The sequence below is a fragment of the Neisseria sp. HMSC056A03 genome (assembly GCF_001815685.1).
GTDB lineage: Bacteria > Pseudomonadota > Gammaproteobacteria > Burkholderiales > Neisseriaceae > Neisseria > Neisseria subflava.
This window is the reverse complement of record NZ_KV821638.1, coordinates 12,274-31,230: the sequence shown is the minus strand read 5'-3', so window position 1 is coordinate 31,230 and position 18,957 is coordinate 12,274. Positions and strand designations below refer to the sequence as shown.

At 48.4% G+C, this 18,957-nt stretch carries 15 protein-coding genes and 1 tRNA gene; 4 read left to right on the top strand and 12 right to left on the bottom strand.

The features are described from left to right. The first annotated feature begins 162 nt into the window (after positions 1-162). Positions 163-3,771 (top strand): bifunctional proline dehydrogenase/L-glutamate gamma-semialdehyde dehydrogenase PutA, encoded by a 3,609-nt coding sequence (gene putA / locus HMPREF3052_RS06720; protein WP_070749266.1) that lies wholly within the window; start codon positions 163-165, stop codon positions 3,769-3,771. Between the two features lie 56 nt (positions 3,772-3,827). Here the strand turns inward: putA and nth are convergent, their stop codons facing one another. From nth to HMPREF3052_RS06700, 4 genes are all read right to left on the bottom strand, one after another. After that, complete coding sequence (gene nth, locus HMPREF3052_RS06715) at positions 3,828-4,457, bottom strand: endonuclease III (RefSeq protein ID WP_003685196.1); 630 nt, start codon at positions 4,455-4,457, stop codon at positions 3,828-3,830. A 135-nt stretch (positions 4,458-4,592) separates the two neighbouring features. Continuing rightward, positions 4,593-5,972, bottom strand: a complete 1,380-nt coding sequence (gene nhaC / locus HMPREF3052_RS06710) for a Na+/H+ antiporter NhaC (protein WP_070749265.1) — start codon at positions 5,970-5,972, stop codon at positions 4,593-4,595. Positions 5,973-6,152: 180 nt separating this feature from the next. Further along, complete coding sequence (locus HMPREF3052_RS06705) at positions 6,153-6,776, bottom strand: alpha/beta fold hydrolase (protein WP_070749264.1); 624 nt, start codon at positions 6,774-6,776, stop codon at positions 6,153-6,155. Between the two features lie 92 nt (positions 6,777-6,868). After that, entirely contained in the window at positions 6,869-8,092 is a 1,224-nt protein-coding gene (locus HMPREF3052_RS06700; RefSeq protein ID WP_070749263.1) for a sugar MFS transporter, read from the bottom strand. Positions 8,093-8,367: 275 nt separating this feature from the next. Here HMPREF3052_RS06700 and HMPREF3052_RS06695 point away from each other — a divergent pair, with 275 nt between their 5' ends. Then, positions 8,368-8,781 carry a YqaA family protein gene (locus HMPREF3052_RS06695; RefSeq protein ID WP_070749262.1) on the top strand — a complete coding sequence of 138 codons (414 nt, stop codon included), beginning with the start codon at positions 8,368-8,370 and terminating at the stop codon, positions 8,779-8,781. A 68-nt stretch (positions 8,782-8,849) separates the two neighbouring features. On the opposite strand, the gene HMPREF3052_RS06690 is transcribed toward HMPREF3052_RS06695, so the two are convergent. From HMPREF3052_RS06690 to HMPREF3052_RS06675, 4 genes are all read right to left on the bottom strand, one after another. Further along, positions 8,850-10,043: an amino acid aminotransferase gene (locus HMPREF3052_RS06690; RefSeq protein WP_070749261.1), complete on the bottom strand. Its 1,194-nt coding sequence runs from the start codon at positions 10,041-10,043 to the stop codon at positions 8,850-8,852. 99 nt (positions 10,044-10,142) lie between these two features. Beyond that, entirely contained in the window at positions 10,143-10,793 is a 651-nt protein-coding gene (locus HMPREF3052_RS06685; protein WP_070749260.1) for an HAD family hydrolase, read from the bottom strand. Between the two features lie 69 nt (positions 10,794-10,862). Then, positions 10,863-11,807, bottom strand: coding sequence for a cation diffusion facilitator family transporter (locus HMPREF3052_RS06680; protein WP_070749259.1), 945 nt, complete (start codon positions 11,805-11,807; stop codon positions 10,863-10,865). Positions 11,808-11,822: 15 nt separating this feature from the next. Beyond that, a complete protein-coding gene (locus tag HMPREF3052_RS06675; protein ID WP_070749258.1) occupies positions 11,823-12,653 on the bottom strand; it encodes a ferritin-like domain-containing protein in 831 nt (276 codons plus the stop codon). A gap of 289 nt (positions 12,654-12,942) precedes the next feature. Here HMPREF3052_RS06675 and lolA point away from each other — a divergent pair, with 289 nt between their 5' ends. Beyond that, entirely contained in the window at positions 12,943-13,563 is a 621-nt protein-coding gene (lolA, locus tag HMPREF3052_RS06670) for an outer membrane lipoprotein periplasmic chaperone LolA (protein ID WP_070749257.1), read from the top strand. 76 nt (positions 13,564-13,639) lie between these two features. Here the strand turns inward: lolA and glmM are convergent, their stop codons facing one another. After that, the gene (glmM, locus tag HMPREF3052_RS06665; RefSeq protein WP_070589678.1) at positions 13,640-14,977 is read right to left on the bottom strand and encodes a phosphoglucosamine mutase; all 1,338 of its coding nucleotides are present in this window, start codon (positions 14,975-14,977) and stop codon (positions 13,640-13,642) included. 199 nt (positions 14,978-15,176) lie between these two features. Beyond that, positions 15,177-16,034: a c-type cytochrome gene (locus HMPREF3052_RS06660; RefSeq protein WP_070749256.1), complete on the bottom strand. Its 858-nt coding sequence runs from the start codon at positions 16,032-16,034 to the stop codon at positions 15,177-15,179. A 285-nt stretch (positions 16,035-16,319) separates the two neighbouring features. Here HMPREF3052_RS06660 and HMPREF3052_RS06655 point away from each other — a divergent pair. Then, a tRNA-Arg gene (locus HMPREF3052_RS06655) sits at positions 16,320-16,395 on the top strand. Positions 16,396-16,486: 91 nt separating this feature from the next. On the opposite strand, the gene HMPREF3052_RS06650 is transcribed toward HMPREF3052_RS06655, so the two are convergent. Next, positions 16,487-17,680 carry an amino acid aminotransferase gene (locus tag HMPREF3052_RS06650; protein WP_070749255.1) on the bottom strand — a complete coding sequence of 398 codons (1,194 nt, stop codon included), beginning with the start codon at positions 17,678-17,680 and terminating at the stop codon, positions 16,487-16,489. A gap of 110 nt (positions 17,681-17,790) precedes the next feature. Continuing rightward, entirely contained in the window at positions 17,791-18,564 is a 774-nt protein-coding gene (locus tag HMPREF3052_RS06645; RefSeq protein WP_070749254.1) for a FadR/GntR family transcriptional regulator, read from the bottom strand. Between the last annotated feature and the right edge of the window lie 393 nt (positions 18,565-18,957).

Genomic DNA, 18,957 nt, shown 5'->3' with positions numbered 1-18,957 from the left:
AATAATCTGAGCCTTGTCAGAAAAAACAGCAATTTATGCGGATGCATCTTGTATCCGCATCATAATTTTATTACGATATTACTATCCTTCAGAATGCCTGTTTTAGCAGTCTTAATTCAGGCCGTCTGAAACCATGAAAAAAACCTTTGGAGAACATAAATAATGTTTAACTTCGCTTTTCCAACACAAACTCCTTTGCGTCAAGCTGTAACTGATGCCTACCGCCGCGATGAAATCGAGGCCGTTCAGGATATGTTGCAACGTGCACAGATGACCGACGAAGAGCGCAATGCCGCCTCCGAGCTTGCCCGTCGTTTGGTTACTCAAGTCCGCTCCAGCCGCACCAAAGCAAGTGGCGTAGATGCCTTGATGCACGAGTTCTCTCTCTCCAGTGAAGAAGGTGTTGCACTGATGTGTCTGGCCGAGGCTCTGCTGCGTATTCCGGACAATGCAACCCGTGACCGCCTGATTGCCGACAAAATCTCCGAAGGCAACTGGAAAAGCCACTTGAACAACAGCCCTTCCCTCTTCGTTAACGCGGCTGCATGGGGTCTGTTGATTACCGGCAAACTGACCACCAACACTTCTGAAAAAAACATGGGTTCTGCCCTGAGCCGCATAATCAGCAAAGGTGGCGCGCCTCTGATCCGTCAAGGTGTGAACTACGCAATGCGCCTATTGGGCAAACAATTCGTAACCGGCCAAACCATTGAAGAAGCGCTGCAAAACGGTAAAGAGCGCGAGAAAATGGGTTACCGCTTCTCTTTCGATATGTTGGGTGAAGCCGCATACACCGAAGAAGATGCCAACCGCTACTACAACGACTACGTTCAAGCCATTCACGCCATCGGTAAAGATGCCGCAGGCCAAGGCGTTTACGAAGGCAACGGTATTTCCGTTAAACTTTCCGCCATCCACCCACGCTATTCACGCGCCCAACACGAACGAGTTATGAGCGAACTGTTGCCACGCCTGAAAGAATTGTTCCTTTTGGGTAAAAAATACGATATCGGTATCAACATCGACGCCGAAGAAGCCAACCGTCTCGAATTGTCTTTGGACTTGATGGAAGCTTTGGTTTCCGACCCTGACTTGGCAGGCTACAAAGGTATCGGTTTCGTTGTTCAGGCCTACCAAAAACGTTGCCCGTTCGTTATCGACTATCTGATCGACCTAGCACGCCGCAACAACCAAAAACTGATGATCCGTTTGGTTAAAGGCGCATACTGGGACAGCGAAGTGAAATGGGCTCAAGTAGACGGCATGGAAGGCTATCCGACTTACACCCGTAAAGTCCACACCGACATCTCCTACCTCGCCTGCGCACGCAAACTCTTGGATGCGCAAGATGCCGTGTTCCCACAATTTGCCACCCACAACGCCTACACTTTGGGCGCAATCTACCAAATGGGTAAAGGCAAAGACTTTGAACACCAATGTCTGCACGGCATGGGCGAAACCCTGTACGACCAAGTGGTCGGCCCACAAAACTTAGGCCGCCGCGTACGCGTGTATGCCCCGGTCGGCACACACGAAACCCTGCTTGCCTACTTGGTACGCCGCCTGTTGGAAAACGGTGCGAACTCTTCTTTCGTGAACCAAATCGTTGACGAAAACATCAGCATCGACCGCCTGATTAAGAGCCCGTTCGACACCATCGCCGAACAAGGCATCCACCTGCATCCGGCATTGCCTCTGCCACGCGATTTGTATGGCAAAGACCGTCTGAACTCTCAAGGCGTAGATTTCAGCAACGAAACCGTATTGCAAAACCTGCAAGAAAAACTCAACCAAGCTTCTTCCGAAGACTTCCACGCTGCTTCCATCGTCAATGGCGAAGCGCGTAACGTAGGCGAAGCACAACCTGTCCGTAACCCTGCAGACCACAACGATGTTGTCGGTACTGTCAGCTTTGCCGATGCAGCCTTGGCTCAAGAAGCGATTGGTGCAGCCGTTGCCGCCCTGCCTGAATGGAGCGCCAAACCTGCTTCAGAACGCGCCGACTGTCTGCGCCGTTTTGCCGATCTGTTGGAACAACACACGCCTGCATTGATGATGCTGGCCGTCCGCGAAGCCGGTAAAACCTTGAACAACGCCGTTGCCGAAGTACGCGAAGCCGTTGACTTCTGCCGCTACTATGCCAACGAATCTGAAAACACCCTGCCTAAAGATGCCAAAGCTGTCGGCGCAATCGTTGCCATCAGCCCATGGAACTTCCCATTAGCCATCTTTACCGGCGAAGTGGTTTCTGCATTGGCTGCCGGTAACACCGTTATCGCCAAACCTGCCGAACAAACCAGCCTGATTGCTACTTACGCAGTTTCCCTGATGCATCAAGCCGGTATTCCAACTTCTGCGCTGCAACTCGTACTCGGCGCAGGCGATGTCGGTTCTGCCCTGACCGGCGATGCCCGCATCGGTGGCGTGATCTTCACCGGTTCTACCGAAGTAGCGCGCCTGATTAACAAAGCACTGTCCAAACGTGATGACAACCCTGTCCTGATTGCCGAAACCGGTGGTCAAAACGCGATGATTGTGGACTCTACCGCCCTGCCGGAACAAGTCTGCCTCGACGTATTGAACTCTGCCTTCGACAGCGCAGGCCAACGTTGTTCCGCCCTGCGTATCTTGTGCGTTCAAGAAGACGTTGCCGATAAAATGGTCAACATCATCAAAGGTGCAATGGACGAATTGGTTGTCGGCAAACCGACCCAACTGACCACAGACATCGGCCCTGTCATCGATGCTGAAGCCCAACAAAACCTGTTGGCCCACATCAACCGAATGAAAGGCGTAGCGAAGGCTTACCACGAAATCAAAACTGCTGCCGACGTTGATAGCAACAACTCTACTTTTGTTCGTCCAATCCTGTTTGAATTGAACAATTTGAACGAGTTGCAACGCGAAGTGTTCGGCCCTGTATTGCACGTTGTCCGCTATCGTGCCAGCGAATTGGATCAACTCATCGACCAAATCAACGCTAAAGGCTATGCTTTGACCAGCGGTGTACACAGCCGTATCGAAGGTACTGTCGAACACGTCCGCGACCGCATCGAAGCCGGTAACATCTACGTTAACCGCAACATCGTCGGTGCCGTTGTCGGCGTACAACCTTTCGGCGGTCACGGCTTGTCCGGTACCGGTCCTAAAGCGGGCGGTCCATTCTATCTGCAACGTTTGGTTCGTACTCCTGAATGGGTTGCACCAACCCTCAGCCGTATCGGTCAAGCAGACGAAGACGCGCTCAAACGTTTGGAAACTCTGGTTCACAAACTGCCGTTTAATGCAGAAGAGAAGAAAACTGCAGCCGCAGCTTTGGGTCACGCACGAGTTCGCACTCTGCGCAAAGCCGAAACCGTATTGGTCGGCCCGACCGGTGAACGCAACTCATTGAGCTGGCGCTCTCCGAAACACGTTTGGGTACACGGCGGTACTCTGTTGCAAGCCTTCTCTGCCCTGACCAAGCTGGCTGCCGCAGGCATTCAAACCGTTGTTGAGCCAAACAGCCCACTGGTTGCCTACTCTGCCGATTTGGACGGTTTGTTGCAAGTCAACAGCAAACCTGAAAACGCAGGCATCAGCCATGTTGCCGCCATCGAGCCTTTGAGCAGCGAGCGCAAACAAGAGTTGGCCGGCCACGACGGTGCGCTCATCCGCATTCTGCCTTCCGAACAAGGTCTGGACATCCTGCAAGTATTTGAAGAAATCTCTTGCAGTATCAATACTACCGCTGCCGGTGGTAATGCCAGCCTGATGGCAGTTGCCGACTAATCGTAGCCAAATCAAAGGCCGTCTGAAATTCAGACGGCCTTTTTTTATGTTTTTATTTACATTTTTGCCGGATATTCGCACAAATCGTTAATCAGGCATTTGCTGCATTGCGGTTTTAAAGCCTTGCACGTATAGCGGCCATGCAAAATCAACCAGTGATGGGCATCCATCAAAAATTCTTTGGGAATAAAGCGCATCAGTTTGTCTTCAACTTCGCGCACATCCTTGCCCGGAGCAATTTTAGTACGGTTGGAAACACGGAAAATATGGGTATCGACCGCCATAACAGGTTGCCCGAATGCAGTATTCAGCACCACATTGGCTGTTTTACGGCCAACACCGGGCAAAGATTCCAAAGCCTCGCGGTCAGCAGGCACTTCGCCGTTGTATTTTTCCAGCAAAATACGGCAAGTCTGCATGATGTGTTTGGATTTGGTTTTGTAGAGGCCTATGGTTTTGGTGTATTCCATCACGCCGTCCAGCCCCAAATCCAACATGGCTTGCGGCGTATTGGCAACGGGAAAGAGCTTGGCAGTCGCTTTGTTCACGCCGACATCAGTCGCCTGTGCAGACAATAAAACGGCGATAAGCAGCTCAAACGGCGAGCTGAAATTCAACTCAGTAGTCGGATGAGGATTGGCAGCGCGGAAACGCTCGAAAATTTCTTGGCGGATTTGTTTGTTCATTGTTTGGATTATTTTTTTATTGGCGCCGCAATTATAGTGAAATCACGCTGATACGGCTACTTTAAGTAAAACAAGGCCGTCTGAAACGCTTCAGACGGCCTTGTTTGATAAAAGCATTGTTATTTTAAATGCGGTTTACTTCTTACTCAAAGTCAGTCCTGTCCAGCCGAACACCAGCGTCAGAGCCAAGCTCAAGTAGCAGAAGAAGGCATAAGGCAGGTATTCCCAAACAGGCACGCCCAAGGAATGGCTGATAAATACGCCGCAGACGCTCCAAGGCACTAACGGGTTGATGACCGTACCCGCATCTTCCAGCGTACGGGCAAGGTTGCGCGAATGCAAACCAAGCTTGTCATAAACCGGCTTAAAGGTTTCGCCGGAAAGCAGGATACTCAAATATTGCTCGCCAATCAGGAAGTTGACGCCGACCGATGTCATGGCCACGCTGAAAGTAGCGCGTCCGGCATTGGTCAGGAACGCACGAATGGCTTCCAGCAAAGACGGAATCACACCAATGCTGAACAACAGGCCGCCCAAGCTCATGCCGAGTATCACGATGGTTTGCGTGAAGAACATGCTTTCCAAACCACCGCGAGAAATCAAACGGGCAATGTCTTTAAATGCTTCGCCTTCAAGTTTGTATCCGCCGTAAAACCACGCGCCCAGTTGTTTCAAATCAGGCGTACTGTGGAAGTAAGTGACAATCAGCGCCACCACAACGGTAAACAACATGGCCACAATGGCATTCACGCGCATCAGGGCAAGAATAACCAGCAAGGCAAACGGAATCAGTGAATAGGCATGCACCAAACCGGTTGCTTCCAATTGCGCGCGGAAAGCTTCGACGCTGTTCATGTCATGCGCGGCAACATTGGGCAAGAGCCACAGCATCAACGCCGCACTGATCAACCACGCAGGTACAGTGGTGTACATCATGTTTTTGATGTGTTCGAACAAATCAATGCCGACAATCGAAGCGGAAATACCGGTCGTATCGGAAAGCGGCGACATTTTATCGCCAAAGAACGCACCCGACACAATCGCGCCTGCCGTCATCGCCATATCGGCATGAAACGCAGCCGCCATACCCATAAATGCCACGCCGACAGTCGCACAAGTCGTCAAACTACTGCCGATGGAAATACCGATGATTGAGCAAAGCGCAAACGCCGAGAAATAAAAATAAGTAGGCGAAATCAATCCGAAACCGTAATACATCAGCGTCGGAATCGCACCGCTCATCATCAGCGCGCTGACCATCAGGCCGATAAAGAAAAACAGATAAATCGCGCCCATACCCTGCCCGACCGCGCCTATCATACCGTTTTGCATGTCTTGATATTTCAAGCCGCGCATCAAACCGTACAACAGCAAGACCACAATCGCCGTCACAATCGACATATGCGGCAGCCATTCAAGCGAAATAATCGTATAACCCATTGCCGCCACCAAAGCCAAGGCCACAGCGATGGCCTCAAAGCGCGGCATATTAAGTAAGGATTTGAAAGCAAACATTTTTCTTTGCCTTTTTAATAAGCATTTAACAGATTTTAGCATAACAGGCCGTCTGAAACCCGATTTTCAGACGGCCTGCCTGTTATTTTATAAAAACAGCCCCAGCAAAACCGTGACACTTTCTTTAAAATATATCAAATTATTAAAATTAAATATTTTTAAATAAAAATAAATGGAATTTTATTGCTTTTTAAAACGCCCATCATGCAAAAATGCCACCACTTGTTCGACCGTTTTACGGTTAAACAACATACCGCTATGGCTGACAGGCAAAACGACATGATCGCGCATATTCGGACAATGTGTTTCGCTGACCAAAACCGTACCATCATGTTCGCCATGCAAACCTAAAACACGGCCCAGCCCATACGGTTTATTGCCGGCGATACTGCCCAGCTCAACACCCTCTGGCAATTCAGGCATACTGCCGTCCAATGCCCCTTTGTAAGAGCCGCCCAATACCGGCTTTTGCAAACCCATATTGAACACACGCTGCGCGGCACGGCTGCCTTGGTGCGGCGTACCCATAGTAACGATACGACCGCTGACTTTATCCGGATATGCCGCCGCAAAATTACGTAAAACCAAGCCGCCCAAACTATGGCCGACAAAGTGCAGCGTTTCATCAGCATGGTTCTCATCAATCCATCGCGCCAAATCTTCAACATGTCGGTTCATCGAATGCAAAACACTGTAATAATCGAACAGCGCCACTTCAAAACCTTCTTGTTCCAGCAAATACGCCAGCGGTTTCATTACCCATGAATGCATGTGCAAGCCATGTAGCAAAATGATTTTGGCCATTTTTTCCTCCTGTCATTTAAATCATTATGCCACAAAGTAAAAAGGCCGTCTGAAATCCCATAAGGTTTCAGACGGCCTTTTATCATGATGAATTATTCGTCAGCTTTGTAGCCTTTTATAGCAAAGAAGACGATGTATACGTAACAAATCGCTGATACAACGAAAGAAATCATCAGGCCGTAAGTATCCGCAGCCCAACCTTGTACCACAGGCACAATCGCACCGCCTACAATCGCAGTACACAATACGCCGGAAGCGCTGCTGGTGAATCGGCCCAGGCCCTTGGTTGCCAAAGAGAAAATCGTTGGGAACATGATCGAGTTGAAGAAGCCGATAGCCAACAATGCCCACATCGCAATATCAGCACTGGCTTTACCTGCCAACATAGCAACGCCCAACAGGGCAACAGCAGCGGTAGCATTGAATGCCAAATAGCGGTTAGGCGCAATTTTCGCCATGATGGCAGAGCCTAAGAAGCGGCCAACCATCGCGCCGCCCCAGTAGAACGACAAATATTTCGCGGCAGATGCGTGGTCCAAACCTTTCAGATAGCCCAACACGCTGACCAACAAAGAACCGATAGATACTTCTGCACCAACGTAACAGAAAATACCGGCCGCACCAAAAACCAAATGACGGTATTGCCAAACACTGTGTTTGCCATCATGGTTATGTTCGCTCTCTTCTTCGGCAATTTTACGCGCATCAGGCAAACGAATCATTTTGACAAACACAGCCAAAATAATCAGCAAACCGGCCAACCCTAAATACGGAATTTGAACGGAAGAAATTTGCTCGGCTTTGCTGACAGTTTGTGTTGCATCAGCCAAAATCAGGAATGCGCCGATTTGCGGAGCAATGGTCGTACCCAAAGAGTTAAATGCCTGAACCAAAGTCAGTGTTGCAGATTCTTTACCTGGTTTGGACAGCAAAGTCACATAAGGGTTACCCGCTACTTGCAACAGTGTTACACCTGAAGCCAAAATAAACAATGCACCCAAAAAAGTTGCATAAGAATGACTGCCGGCAGCAGGATAGAAGAGTAGACAGCCGATGGCAGTCAATACGAAGCCGCCGATTACACCGTTTTTATAGCCGATTTTGCCGACCAAATAGCCCATCGGAATCGACATAATCGCATAAGCGGTAAAGAAACAGAATTGAATCAGCATCGCCTGAACATAAGTCAGTTCGAAAATATCTTTCAAATGCGGAATCAAAATATCGTTCATGCAGGTAATGAAACCCATCATGAAAAAGAGTGTGGTTAGGACAACCAGCGCAGGAGTATGATTTTGTTGTGAATGCGCAGACATGATTTGCCTTTCGTTTTGTTAAGATTTGCTGGAAAAATGAGCTTAAATCAGTTCATTAAACTTAACACCCATTAACAGCCGCCCGTATCATACTGATAATCCGTCACTTTGAAAACTATTTTCTAACAGCCGACTACATTATCCTTCAGCCGTTTAATTTTAAAAAATTTAATAATATTGGATTTATCTTTTAATAGATTAAAAAAATAAAGGCATAATCCTCCTTTTAAGCCTGTTATTTCTTTTTTACAATATCACTTGATGTAACTCAAAACATGCTCCCTCTTTACGCTTACCTTGCCCTGATTGCTTCTGCCTTCACTTCAGCCACACTACTTCCGGGTACATCCGAGGCGGCATACGCCGCATTTGTGTACCAATATCCTCAACATGCCATCGGCGCATGTTTGTGTGCCGGTTTGGTGAATGGCTTGGGCAGTATGGTTTCGTATTACATGGGCAGAATGTTTCCGGCCAAGAAAAGGCCGTCTGAAAAAGTATTGGCGCGTATACAAAGATGGGGGATTTGGCCGCTATTATTTGCATGGCTGCCGATTATCGGCGATGCCCTCCCCCTTGCCGCAGGCTGGCTCAGGCTCAATGCTTTGCATTGCGCCATTATTCTGATTACAGGCAAACTGCTGCGCTATGCCATGATTTATTGGGGAATGAACGCAGTTGCCGGATAAACCACCACAACTAAAAAAAATAAAGGCCGTCTGAATGGTTCAGACGGCCTTTGCCTTTAATTCGACAATTACAAGACTTTCACAATGCTTTCGCACAGGTAGTCGATGTTGTCATCGGTAATGCCTGCAACATTAATGCGGCCGGAACGGACGGCATAAATGGCAAACTCGTTTTTCAAACGGTCGACTTGTTCGGGAGTCAGACCGCTGAAAGAGAACATACCGTTTTGTTCGATAATGAAATCAAAATCTTGGGTTGCACCTTTTGCTTTGAGCAACTCGACAAATTTTTGGCGCATAGCTTTGATGCGACCGCGCATTTCATCGAGTTCGGCAATCCATTGTGCTTTCAAATCATCATTTTTCAACACCAGCGCAATGGTGTTCGCACCGTGTGAAGCCGGGTTGGAATACAAGGTACGGATGATGGTTTTGACTTGGCTGTGGGCGCGGGCTGCAGTTTCTTCATCTTCGGCCACCAAAGTGAACGCACCAACACGCTCGTTGTACATACCGAAGTTTTTAGAATAAGAGCTGGCAATCAACAATTCTGTATTGTGTTTCAAGAATACGCGCAAGCCGTAGGCGTCTTCTTCCAAACCATTGCCGAAGCCTTGGTAGGCAAAGTCAAACAATGGCAACCAGCCTTTTTCGGCAGAAAGTTTTGCTAAAGTTTCCCATTGTTCGTGCGTAGGGTCGATGCCGGTAGGGTTGTGGCAGCAGCCGTGCAGCAGGACGATGTCGCCTTTTTGCGCTTGACTCAAGTCTTCAATCATGCCGTCCCAATCCAAACCGTGTTTGGCAGCATCATAGTAGCGATAAGGTTTGTCTTGGATGCCGACCGCTTTGGCGATGGCGTTGTGGTTTGGCCAGGTTGGATTGGAAATCCAGATGGTTTGCGCGTTCAACTGACGTTTGGCAAACTCGGCCGCAATACGCAATGCGCCTGTACCGCCAAGGCTTTGTGCGGTTTTGGCGCGACGGCTGGCGATGATTTCGTGGTCTTTGCCAAACAGCAGAATTTGGGTTTGCTCGTTGTAGTCGGCAACGCCATCGATGGTCAGGTAGTTTTTGGTGGTTTCACTTTCCAACAGGCGTTTTTCAGCCTCCTTGACAGCTTTGACAATAGGCGTCGCGCCGGATGCATCTTTGTACACGCCGATACCGAGATTGACTTTCTCCGGACGGGCTTCAGCTTTAAACGCCTCACCCAAACCTAAAATCGGATCAGCAGGAGCAGCTTCGATATGCTTGAAGAACATGATTTTTCTCTTTACAAGTAGTAAAACGGTTGAAAAAATACAAACTTAGTACGATTTTACGCCGTTTCAGGCCGTCTGAAAACGGATTATTACAGGGTTTTAACGCAAGATTGCCAACAAATCCAAAGGCGTGGCAATACGGAAATCGGCAAGCCAGTTTTCGGTTTGGTCTTCGGCAGAAATATAGCCCCAATCGGCCAGCACGGTCGTCATGCCTGCATTTTTGCCTGCCTGCATATCGCGCTCGGCATCGCCGACATAAAAACATCGCTGCGCCTCAACGCCAATCTGTTCGCACGCATAAAACATAGGCTTCACGCTGGGCTTGGGTTCATCGCATGTATCGCCGCTGACAATGACGGCCGGAGGCACGGTAAACCCGAGCTTAGGCACGAGGACATCGGTAAAACGCATAGGCTTGTTGGTAATAATGCCCCATTGGATACCGCGTTGAACTAAGGCTTCCAACATTTCGTTTACACCGTCGAACAAGATGGTTTGGTCGGCATAGCAGCGGCTGTATTCGTCCAAAAACTCTTTGCGCCATTGCATATAGTCCGGATGGTCGGGCGTAATGCCTGCACCCAGTTTGAGCAAACCGCTTGCACCGTGGCCGGCCTGCGGACGGATTTCATCCATGCTTTTTTCCGGCAAACCGTGTCGGCGCAATACCGTGTTGAGCGCGCCACCCAAATCAAGTGCAGTATCGGCAAGCGTGCCGTCAAGGTCGAATAATACGGCTTGGGTCATAAGTGTTCCTTTGATGATTTTAGAAGGCCGTCTGAACAATCCAACAAGTTTCAGACGGCCTGAATATGGTTAATGGTGATGATGTTCGTGCATTTCCTGCGAACACAAAACTTCATCTTTATGCGGATGCTGTTCGCTTTCAATCTGAATCGTACAATGCCCGATGTTGTGATGCGCCAATTCATGTTCGATGCGGTAGGCGATTTGTTCGGACTCTGCAACCGTCATGTTGCCATCGACAACAATATGGCAGGACAAAACGTGGATATTGCTGGTAATCGTCCAAACATGCAAGTCGTGAACGGATTTTACGTCTTCCGTATTACGGATAACGCTGAGCAACTCATCGGTATAGATGTTTTCCGGCGCGCCTTCCATCAAAATGTGCAAAGTCTGTTTAAACAGCTTCCAGCCGCTGCGCCCCACCAAAGCCGCCACCAATACGCTGGCAACCGTATCCGCCCATTGCCAGCCATACACCATCATCAGTACCGCTGCGACAATCGCCCCTATCGAGCCGAATAAATCGCTGATTACATGCAGGTACGCGCCGCGCATATTGACGTTTTCTTCAGTATCGCCATTTTTCAACATATAAACGGCGACACCGATGTTGACCAGCAAACCGATGATACTGACCACCAACATGCCGCCCGTCAAAATTTCCGGCGGATAAAACAATCGTTTGACTGCTTCATAAAAAATCATTGCCGCAATCAACACCAGCGACAATCCGTTAAACATCGCCGTCAAAATTTCAAAACGCTTATACCCAAATGTCTTTTGCAGCGTGGTCTGTTTCTCGCCGAGTTTGAATGCCCACAATGCCACACCCAGCGAAAACGCATCGCTGAACATATGCCCTGCATCGGAAAGCAGGGCCAAAGAGTTGGTCAGCCAGCCGCCGACCGCCTCAACCAGCATAAATCCGGCAATGACGAAAAATGAAATGCGCAATACCTGCTTATTGGCGGTATGCGTATGCGCGTGCGAATGATCGTGATGATGTGCCATGATGATTTTACCGTTTCAGACGGCCTTTTTATCCTGTTTCAAACTTTTCTCAAAATCTTCCAACATGTCCAGCTCAAAACGGCTGAATCCAGCACGTTCTCGCGCTTCGATATTGACGTAGCCGCGAAAGATAAACATATCGTAACGCGCAATCAGGCTGCGGAATAAGGCAACCGGTTCCAAACCGCGTTCACGGCAAAGATGCTGATACCAATGATTGCCGATGGCGACATGTCCCACCTCATCGCGATAAATAATATCCAGCACATCGCAGGTTTCCACATCGCCACGTTGCGCCACTTTCGCCCGAATACCCGGCGTGACATCCAAACCGCGCGCTTCCAACACCCGCGGCACCAAAGCCATGCGTAACAAGGGATCGTAAGCGGTTTTATACGCCATATCCCACAAATGCCCGTGCGCTTCAAAATCGCCGTAATCGTAGCCCAAACTGTTCAGACGGCCCCGCATCAAGCCGAAGTGGAACACTTCTTCTTTCGCCACCCTTACCCAATCGCGTACAAACTGAAACGGCATATTGCGAAAACGATACGCCGCATCCAAAGCCAGATTAATCGCGTTAAATTCAATGTGCGCAATCGCGTGCAACATGGCCGCATAGCCTTCGACCGTATTCATCTTGCGCGGCGTAACTTCCGAAGGTGCAACCAAACGCGGACGGGACGGATGTCCGGCAAAACGGCAATCCACAGGTTTCGACTCATCAACCGTCAAACCTTCCGCCTCGCCCAACTGCGCAAACAAGGCCTGCGTCAATCTTCCCTTTTCATCCGGATTGTCCGACAGCAAAGCCTGTTCCAATAAAGGATAAGGATTCAGATACATACAAAACCATTGTTTTAAAAAGACAAATATTATAACCGTTTTAAAAAGCAAACAGAAAGACTATAATTTCACGCTTTCCGTAAAATGACATTAAATACCACACCAAACCCTTGTGTGCTTCATTAAAAAAACGTCAAAACCAAATACAGGCCGTCTGAAGAAATGAAATTATTTCAGTCACTTGATTGGATTTTTCATATTTACACAAATTAAACCCCCCATTCAGCCCCTTGCCTGTTACACCATAACGTCTATACTGAACCCATCTCTCCGAACAAGGAACCAAAACATGAAAACTACCCGACTGTTCACCCTAACTACTGCCGCGCTGCTTTCTTCAGCCATCGGCTTTGCACAAGCCGGCGCAGTGGATGCCCTGAAAAAATTCAATAATGATGCCGACGGTATCAGCGGCAACTTCAGCCAAACCGTTCACAGCAAAAAGAAAACCCAAACCACACACGGTACATTCAAAATCCTGCGCCCGGACTTGTTCAAATGGGAATACACTAAACCCTACAAACAAACCATCGTTGGCGACGGCAAAACCATTTGGCTCTATGACGTAGATTTGGCGCAAGTAACCAAATCCTCACAAGACCAAACCATCGGCGACAGCCCTGCCGCCATCCTCTCCAACAAAACCGCATTGGACAGCAGCTACACGCTGAAAGAAGACGGTTCTGCCAACGGTATCGACTACGTTTTGGCTACGCCTAAGAAAAACAACGCCGGCTATCAATACATCCGCATCGGCTTCAAAGGCGACAACCTCGCCGCCATGCAGTTGAAAGACAGCTTCGGCAACCAAACCAGCATCAGCTTCAGCGGTTTGAACACCAAGCCTAACCTTTCCAGCGGTATGTTCAAATTCACTCCTCCTAAAGGCGTTGATGTCTTGAACAACTAAGCTTCTAATAAAACACAAAGGCCGTCTGAACAACAGACGGCCTTTTATTTAGTTCAATTCAACATCAAACACGCTGTTACTTTTGACCTTGAATGGCAGCGGCAATTTTTTCTGCGCCTTTTTTCGCCCAGTCTGCCTGCTTGGCTTCCACCATCACACGCACGACAGGCTCGGTACCGGAAGCACGCAAGACCACGCGGCCTTTGCCTTCGAGTTCTTTTTCCACTTCAGCCAAAGCCTCTTTGGAAGCATCCTGCCAGTTTTGGCCTTTTTTGATGCGGACGTTGATCATGGTTTGCGGATACGGCTGCCAATCGGCGCAAACGGTGGCAAGGTCTTGATTCAAGGTTTGCAATGCCGCCAAAACTTGCAGCGCAGAAATGATGCCGTCGCCGGTATTGTGTTTGTCCATGCACAAAATATGACCGCTGGCTTCGCCGCCAATCAGCCAACCGCGTTGGTGGAGCTGTTCCAACACATAGCGGTCGCCCACTTTGGCGCGGCAGAAATCAACGCCCTGCTCTTTCAAAGCAATTTCCATCGCCATATTGGTCATCACTGTACCCACCACGCCGCCGATTTCCACACCTTCGTGCGCGCGTGCTTTGGCAATCACATAAATCAGGCTGTCGCCGTCATACACTTTGCCATTGCGGTCAACCATCATCAAACGGTCGCCATCGCCATCCAAGGCAATGCCGTAATCGGCTTCATTTTGCAACACAGCCGCTTGCAAAGCTTTCGGATGGGTTGCACCACATTTCTCATTGATGTTGTAGCCGTTTGGCTCATCACCGATACTGACTACTTGCGCACCCAATTCGTGGAATACTTTAGGCGCAACTGCATAGCCTGCACCATTGGCGGTATCGACTACTAATTTCAGACCACGCAAGTCCAAATGGCTTGGGAAAGTGGATTTACAAAACTCGATATAGCGGTCATCCGCACCATTAATCCGGCGTGCACGGCCCAAACGGCTGGATGGCTGGGTTTTCATTTCTTCATCGATTTTGGCTTCGATTTCCAACTCGATTTCATCACTCAGCTTCACACCGCCTTCGGCAAAGAATTTAATGCCGTTGTCGGAATAAACGTTATGGGAAGCAGAAATCATCACACCGGCAGACAAACGCAAAGCGCGGGTCAGATACGCTACGCCCGGGGTCGGCAGAGGGCCGGTTTGAATAACATTGACACCTGCGGCAGTAAAGCCGGCAATCAGCGCGGCCTCCAGCATATAGCCTGAAATACGCGTGTCTTTACCGATTAAAACGGTCGGTTTAATTTCACCTTCGTGCTGTACCAAAACCTGACCTGCCGCATAACCCAATTTCAAGACAAAATCAGGATTGATAGGGAATTGACCGACTTCGCCGCGTACACCGTCAGTACCGAAATATTTTTTTGCCATGAGATAACTCCGTGATTGTTTTGTCGTATGTGAATATGGTTGAACCTCTTTAAAAGAATATTGTGTTTGAAGGCCGTCTGAATCTTTCAGACAAACCATAATCTACTACTTACGTATTATAGCAAGATCAGGCCTTCCTGCACGAAAAAAGCGCATCCTATGCAGAATGCGCTTTCTATTCGAGATTTAAAGTCAAATTTTAGAATTTAGCACCAGATTGATTAGCCATGTAATCAACTGCGGCTTTCACTTCATCGTCGCTCAGGCTGCCGTTACCGCCTTTGGCAGGCATGGCGTTAAAGCCTTCGATTGCATGTTTGTGCAGGGTGTCTTTACCTTGTTTGATACGAGGAGCCCAGTCTTCTTTTTTGCCTACATGAGGAATACCGGGAACCGCACCACCGTGACATGCTTGGCAGCTGGCTTCGTAAACTTTTTTACCGTCTGCACCGCCGGCAGCTGCGCCTTTGTCTTCAGCTTTGGCAGCATCTGCTTTAGGAGCATCGGCAGAAGCCGCAGCATCAGCCGCTGGAGCTGAAGCAGCTTCGCCGGAAGCAGCGGCATCGGCAGGAACCGCAGCATCAGGATCAGGGAAAGTACCGCCGGCTTTGTTGGCCATATAAGTAATCGCGCGTTTCAATTCTTGGTCGGTCAAATCAGCCGCACCACCTTTGGCAGGCATTGCGTTGAAACCGTTCAAAGCGTGTTGGAACAAGGTGTCAAAACCTTGGGCGATACGAGGAGCCCAATCGCCTTTGTTTTCAAATTTAGGCGCATTAGGAACAATGCTGTCCGCCGCGTGACATTGGATACAGATTTTGTTGAAAATCTGGTCGCCTTGACGTTCGCCGACAGGGATGCCGTCGCCCAGTTTGAGTTGGCCGACTGGCTGGATACGGGTTTGAGTCGCAGCTTCGGTTGTTTCGTTAACATCGCCGAATGAACCGCTTCCTGCCAATTTGATCAGGAAGAAAATCACTGCAATAACAATAACGATACCGCTCACAAGGGTGAACAATGCAGAGCCTTGGGCTTTGTGGTCGCGGAGTTGTTTCATTTGGTAGGCCTCGCCGTTAGGTTAGGTTGTGCTGTAAGTTATAGTTTATATGTTAAACGCAATTAACAATATTTTGCTGGATTATACTGAATTCGCAAAGGCTTTCCAATCCATCTTGAGAAAAAGATACGCAAAAATCCTCAAAAAGGCCGTCTGAAATCTATAAGCCTTTGTAGTTAATTGATTATTCCAGCCATGCAAAAAAGTGACCGCCAATGCCACTTTCAGACACTTTCAAGATAAACTTTGCCAATAGAGCCAATATGCGTTAACCTTACGGCTTCCGCACCCATAGCTCAGTTGGAAGAGTGTCAGTTTCCGAAGCTGGAGGTCACAGGTTCGATCCCTGTTGGGTGCGCCAATTATAAAGAGGCCGTCTGAAAGATGAAAATTTTTCAGACGGCCTTTTGATTTACTTCAAATAAAACTACATTCAATTTCAGATTGAACGGCTATTGCAACACTTTGGCAAATGCCTCGGCCACATAATCGATATTTGATGCATTCAACCCGGCCACACACATCCTGCCCGAATCAAGCAAATAAACGGCAAACTCGTCACGCAGGCGGTGCACCTGCTCTACGGTCAGGCCTGTATAGCTGAACATACCGCGCTGTTTGATGAAATAGCTGAAATCGCGATTGGGGATTTTGGCCGTCAAAACATCATAAAGTTTCTGACGCATGGCACGGATGCGGTCGCGCATGGCGTAAACCTCGTTTTCCCACAAAGCGCGCAAATCATCGCTGTTCATCACATCAGAAGCAATATATGCACCATGTGCGGCAGGGCTGGAATAAATGCGGCGGACGGTAAATTTCAACTGTCCGAACACCAGCTCTGCTTCTTCCTTATTGGGACACACTACGCTCAAACCGCCGACGCGCTCGCCGTACAGCGACAGATTTTTCGAGAAAGAGTTGCTGACAAACAAAGGCAGACCCATTTCTACGGCTTTACGGATTGCATAGGCATCGCCGTCCAAATCTTCTCCGAAACCTTGATAGGCAATATCCATAAACGGAATCAGCTTGTGCGTTTTGATGATGTTCAACACCTCATCCCATTGCGCTTGCGACATATCTACGCCGGTTGGGTTTTGACAGCATGGATGCAAAATCAAGACGCTGTTTTCCGGCAATGTTTTGAAAAACGCAGTCATTTCTTCAAATTTCACGCCGACGGTTTCAGGGTTGTAATAAGGATACGTCCCCACTTCAAAACCTGCGCCTTCAAAAATGCCTTTATGATTGTCCCAAGTCGGATCGCTGACATAGGCTTTTGCATCAGGGAACCACCGGTGCAAAAAGTCGGCACCAACTTTCAACGCCCCCGAGCCGCCTAAAGTCTGTACGGTCGCAACGCGCCCTTCTGCCAATGCCGGATTATCCTTGCCAAACAACAAACGCTGAACCGCGCTTCGATAAGTGTCCAAACCTTCCATCGGCAGATAAGGAGAGGGGCGCGGTACGGCCGCACGCTCTGCTTCTGCCCGGCGGACAGATTCCAAAACCGGCATTTTGCCTTCGTCATCAAAATAAATGCCTATGCTCAAATTGACTTTTTCAGGACGCTCGTCGCGCTTGAAGGTTTCAACCAAACTCAAAATCGGGTCGCCCGGATAATACTCGACATGACGGTACATGGTGCTTCCTTTGTTTTCAGACAGAATTGATGAAGATTGTGGCACTAAAAGTCCTTATTTGCAAAATCAGGCCGTCTGAAAAATTCAGACGGCCTGATTATTTTTAAACGCTACCAATCTACCCGTTTCAAATCATTTTGTGCCAATACATCCGCATGCTCGCTGCGGCTTTGATATTCCCTGTCCTGCAAAATGCGGCGGGCGACATAATTCAAATGTAGCTTGGCCGCTTCAGCAGCTTCTGCCGGTTTAGCCTGAGTAACGGCTTCAAAAATAGCGCGGTGCTGGGCAATCAATGTCGGGCGCGGGTCTTCGGTTTGATGGATATAGATAATGCCGCTGCGTGTTTGCTGATAAAGCATTTTGAGCAGACTGCTGGAAAGGTGGCTAAACAAGATATTGTGTGCGGCATCGGCAATGGTTTGATGGAAGCTGACATCTGCTTCGGCTTGATGCTCCAAATTTCCGCTTTCACAAGCCGTTTCAAACTTCTGCCTCCAAAAGTCAATGCGTTTCAAATCGGCGTCAGTCCGTCTTTCGGCAGCCAGCGCCGCCATACAGCCTTCAACATGACAGCTAAAATCGAATACGTCTGTTTCCCAATTGGTATGTTTGCCGAGCAACTCCTGCCAGCTTTGTAAAAAATCCTGTTGCGGCTTGACGGAAACATAATAGCCATCGCCCTGCCGCGCTTCCAAAACCTGCTTGGCAATCAAGATATTCAATGCCACCCTGACCGACGGACGCGATACACCGAATTCTTCCGCAAGCGTACGTTCGGGAGGCAATTTACTGCCTTCTTCATAAATGCCGGTAGCGATACGTTCTTCCAAAACGGATAAAACCTGATCGCTGATTTTTTGCGGACGAACCAATTTCGTCATGTTGTATTCCTGATGATTGAAGGACAGTTTTATTCAGACGGCCATAAATTGGATTGACCAATTGGCCGCCCATTCTAATCAATCCCCTATTTTTTCGTCAAGAAATGTTATCAAATCGCAACATCAATAGAAAATCATAAGCAAATGACGCTTTCTATACCAAATATCTTCTTGCTTTCAGTTAAATAATTAAATTAATGAAATTCCCAATAATCAAGTTTAAACCCATATTGGCATTTTTCATTAACCACTTAAAAAGAATCAGATTTTGTCATCACTGGTATAACCAAATCACGAACCAGCAAAACATGCAGATAATAATGATAAATATTGATATAAGTTAAAAACAGTATGTTTTAATTTTACTAAACTTTGTATATACTGCTTAAGTAT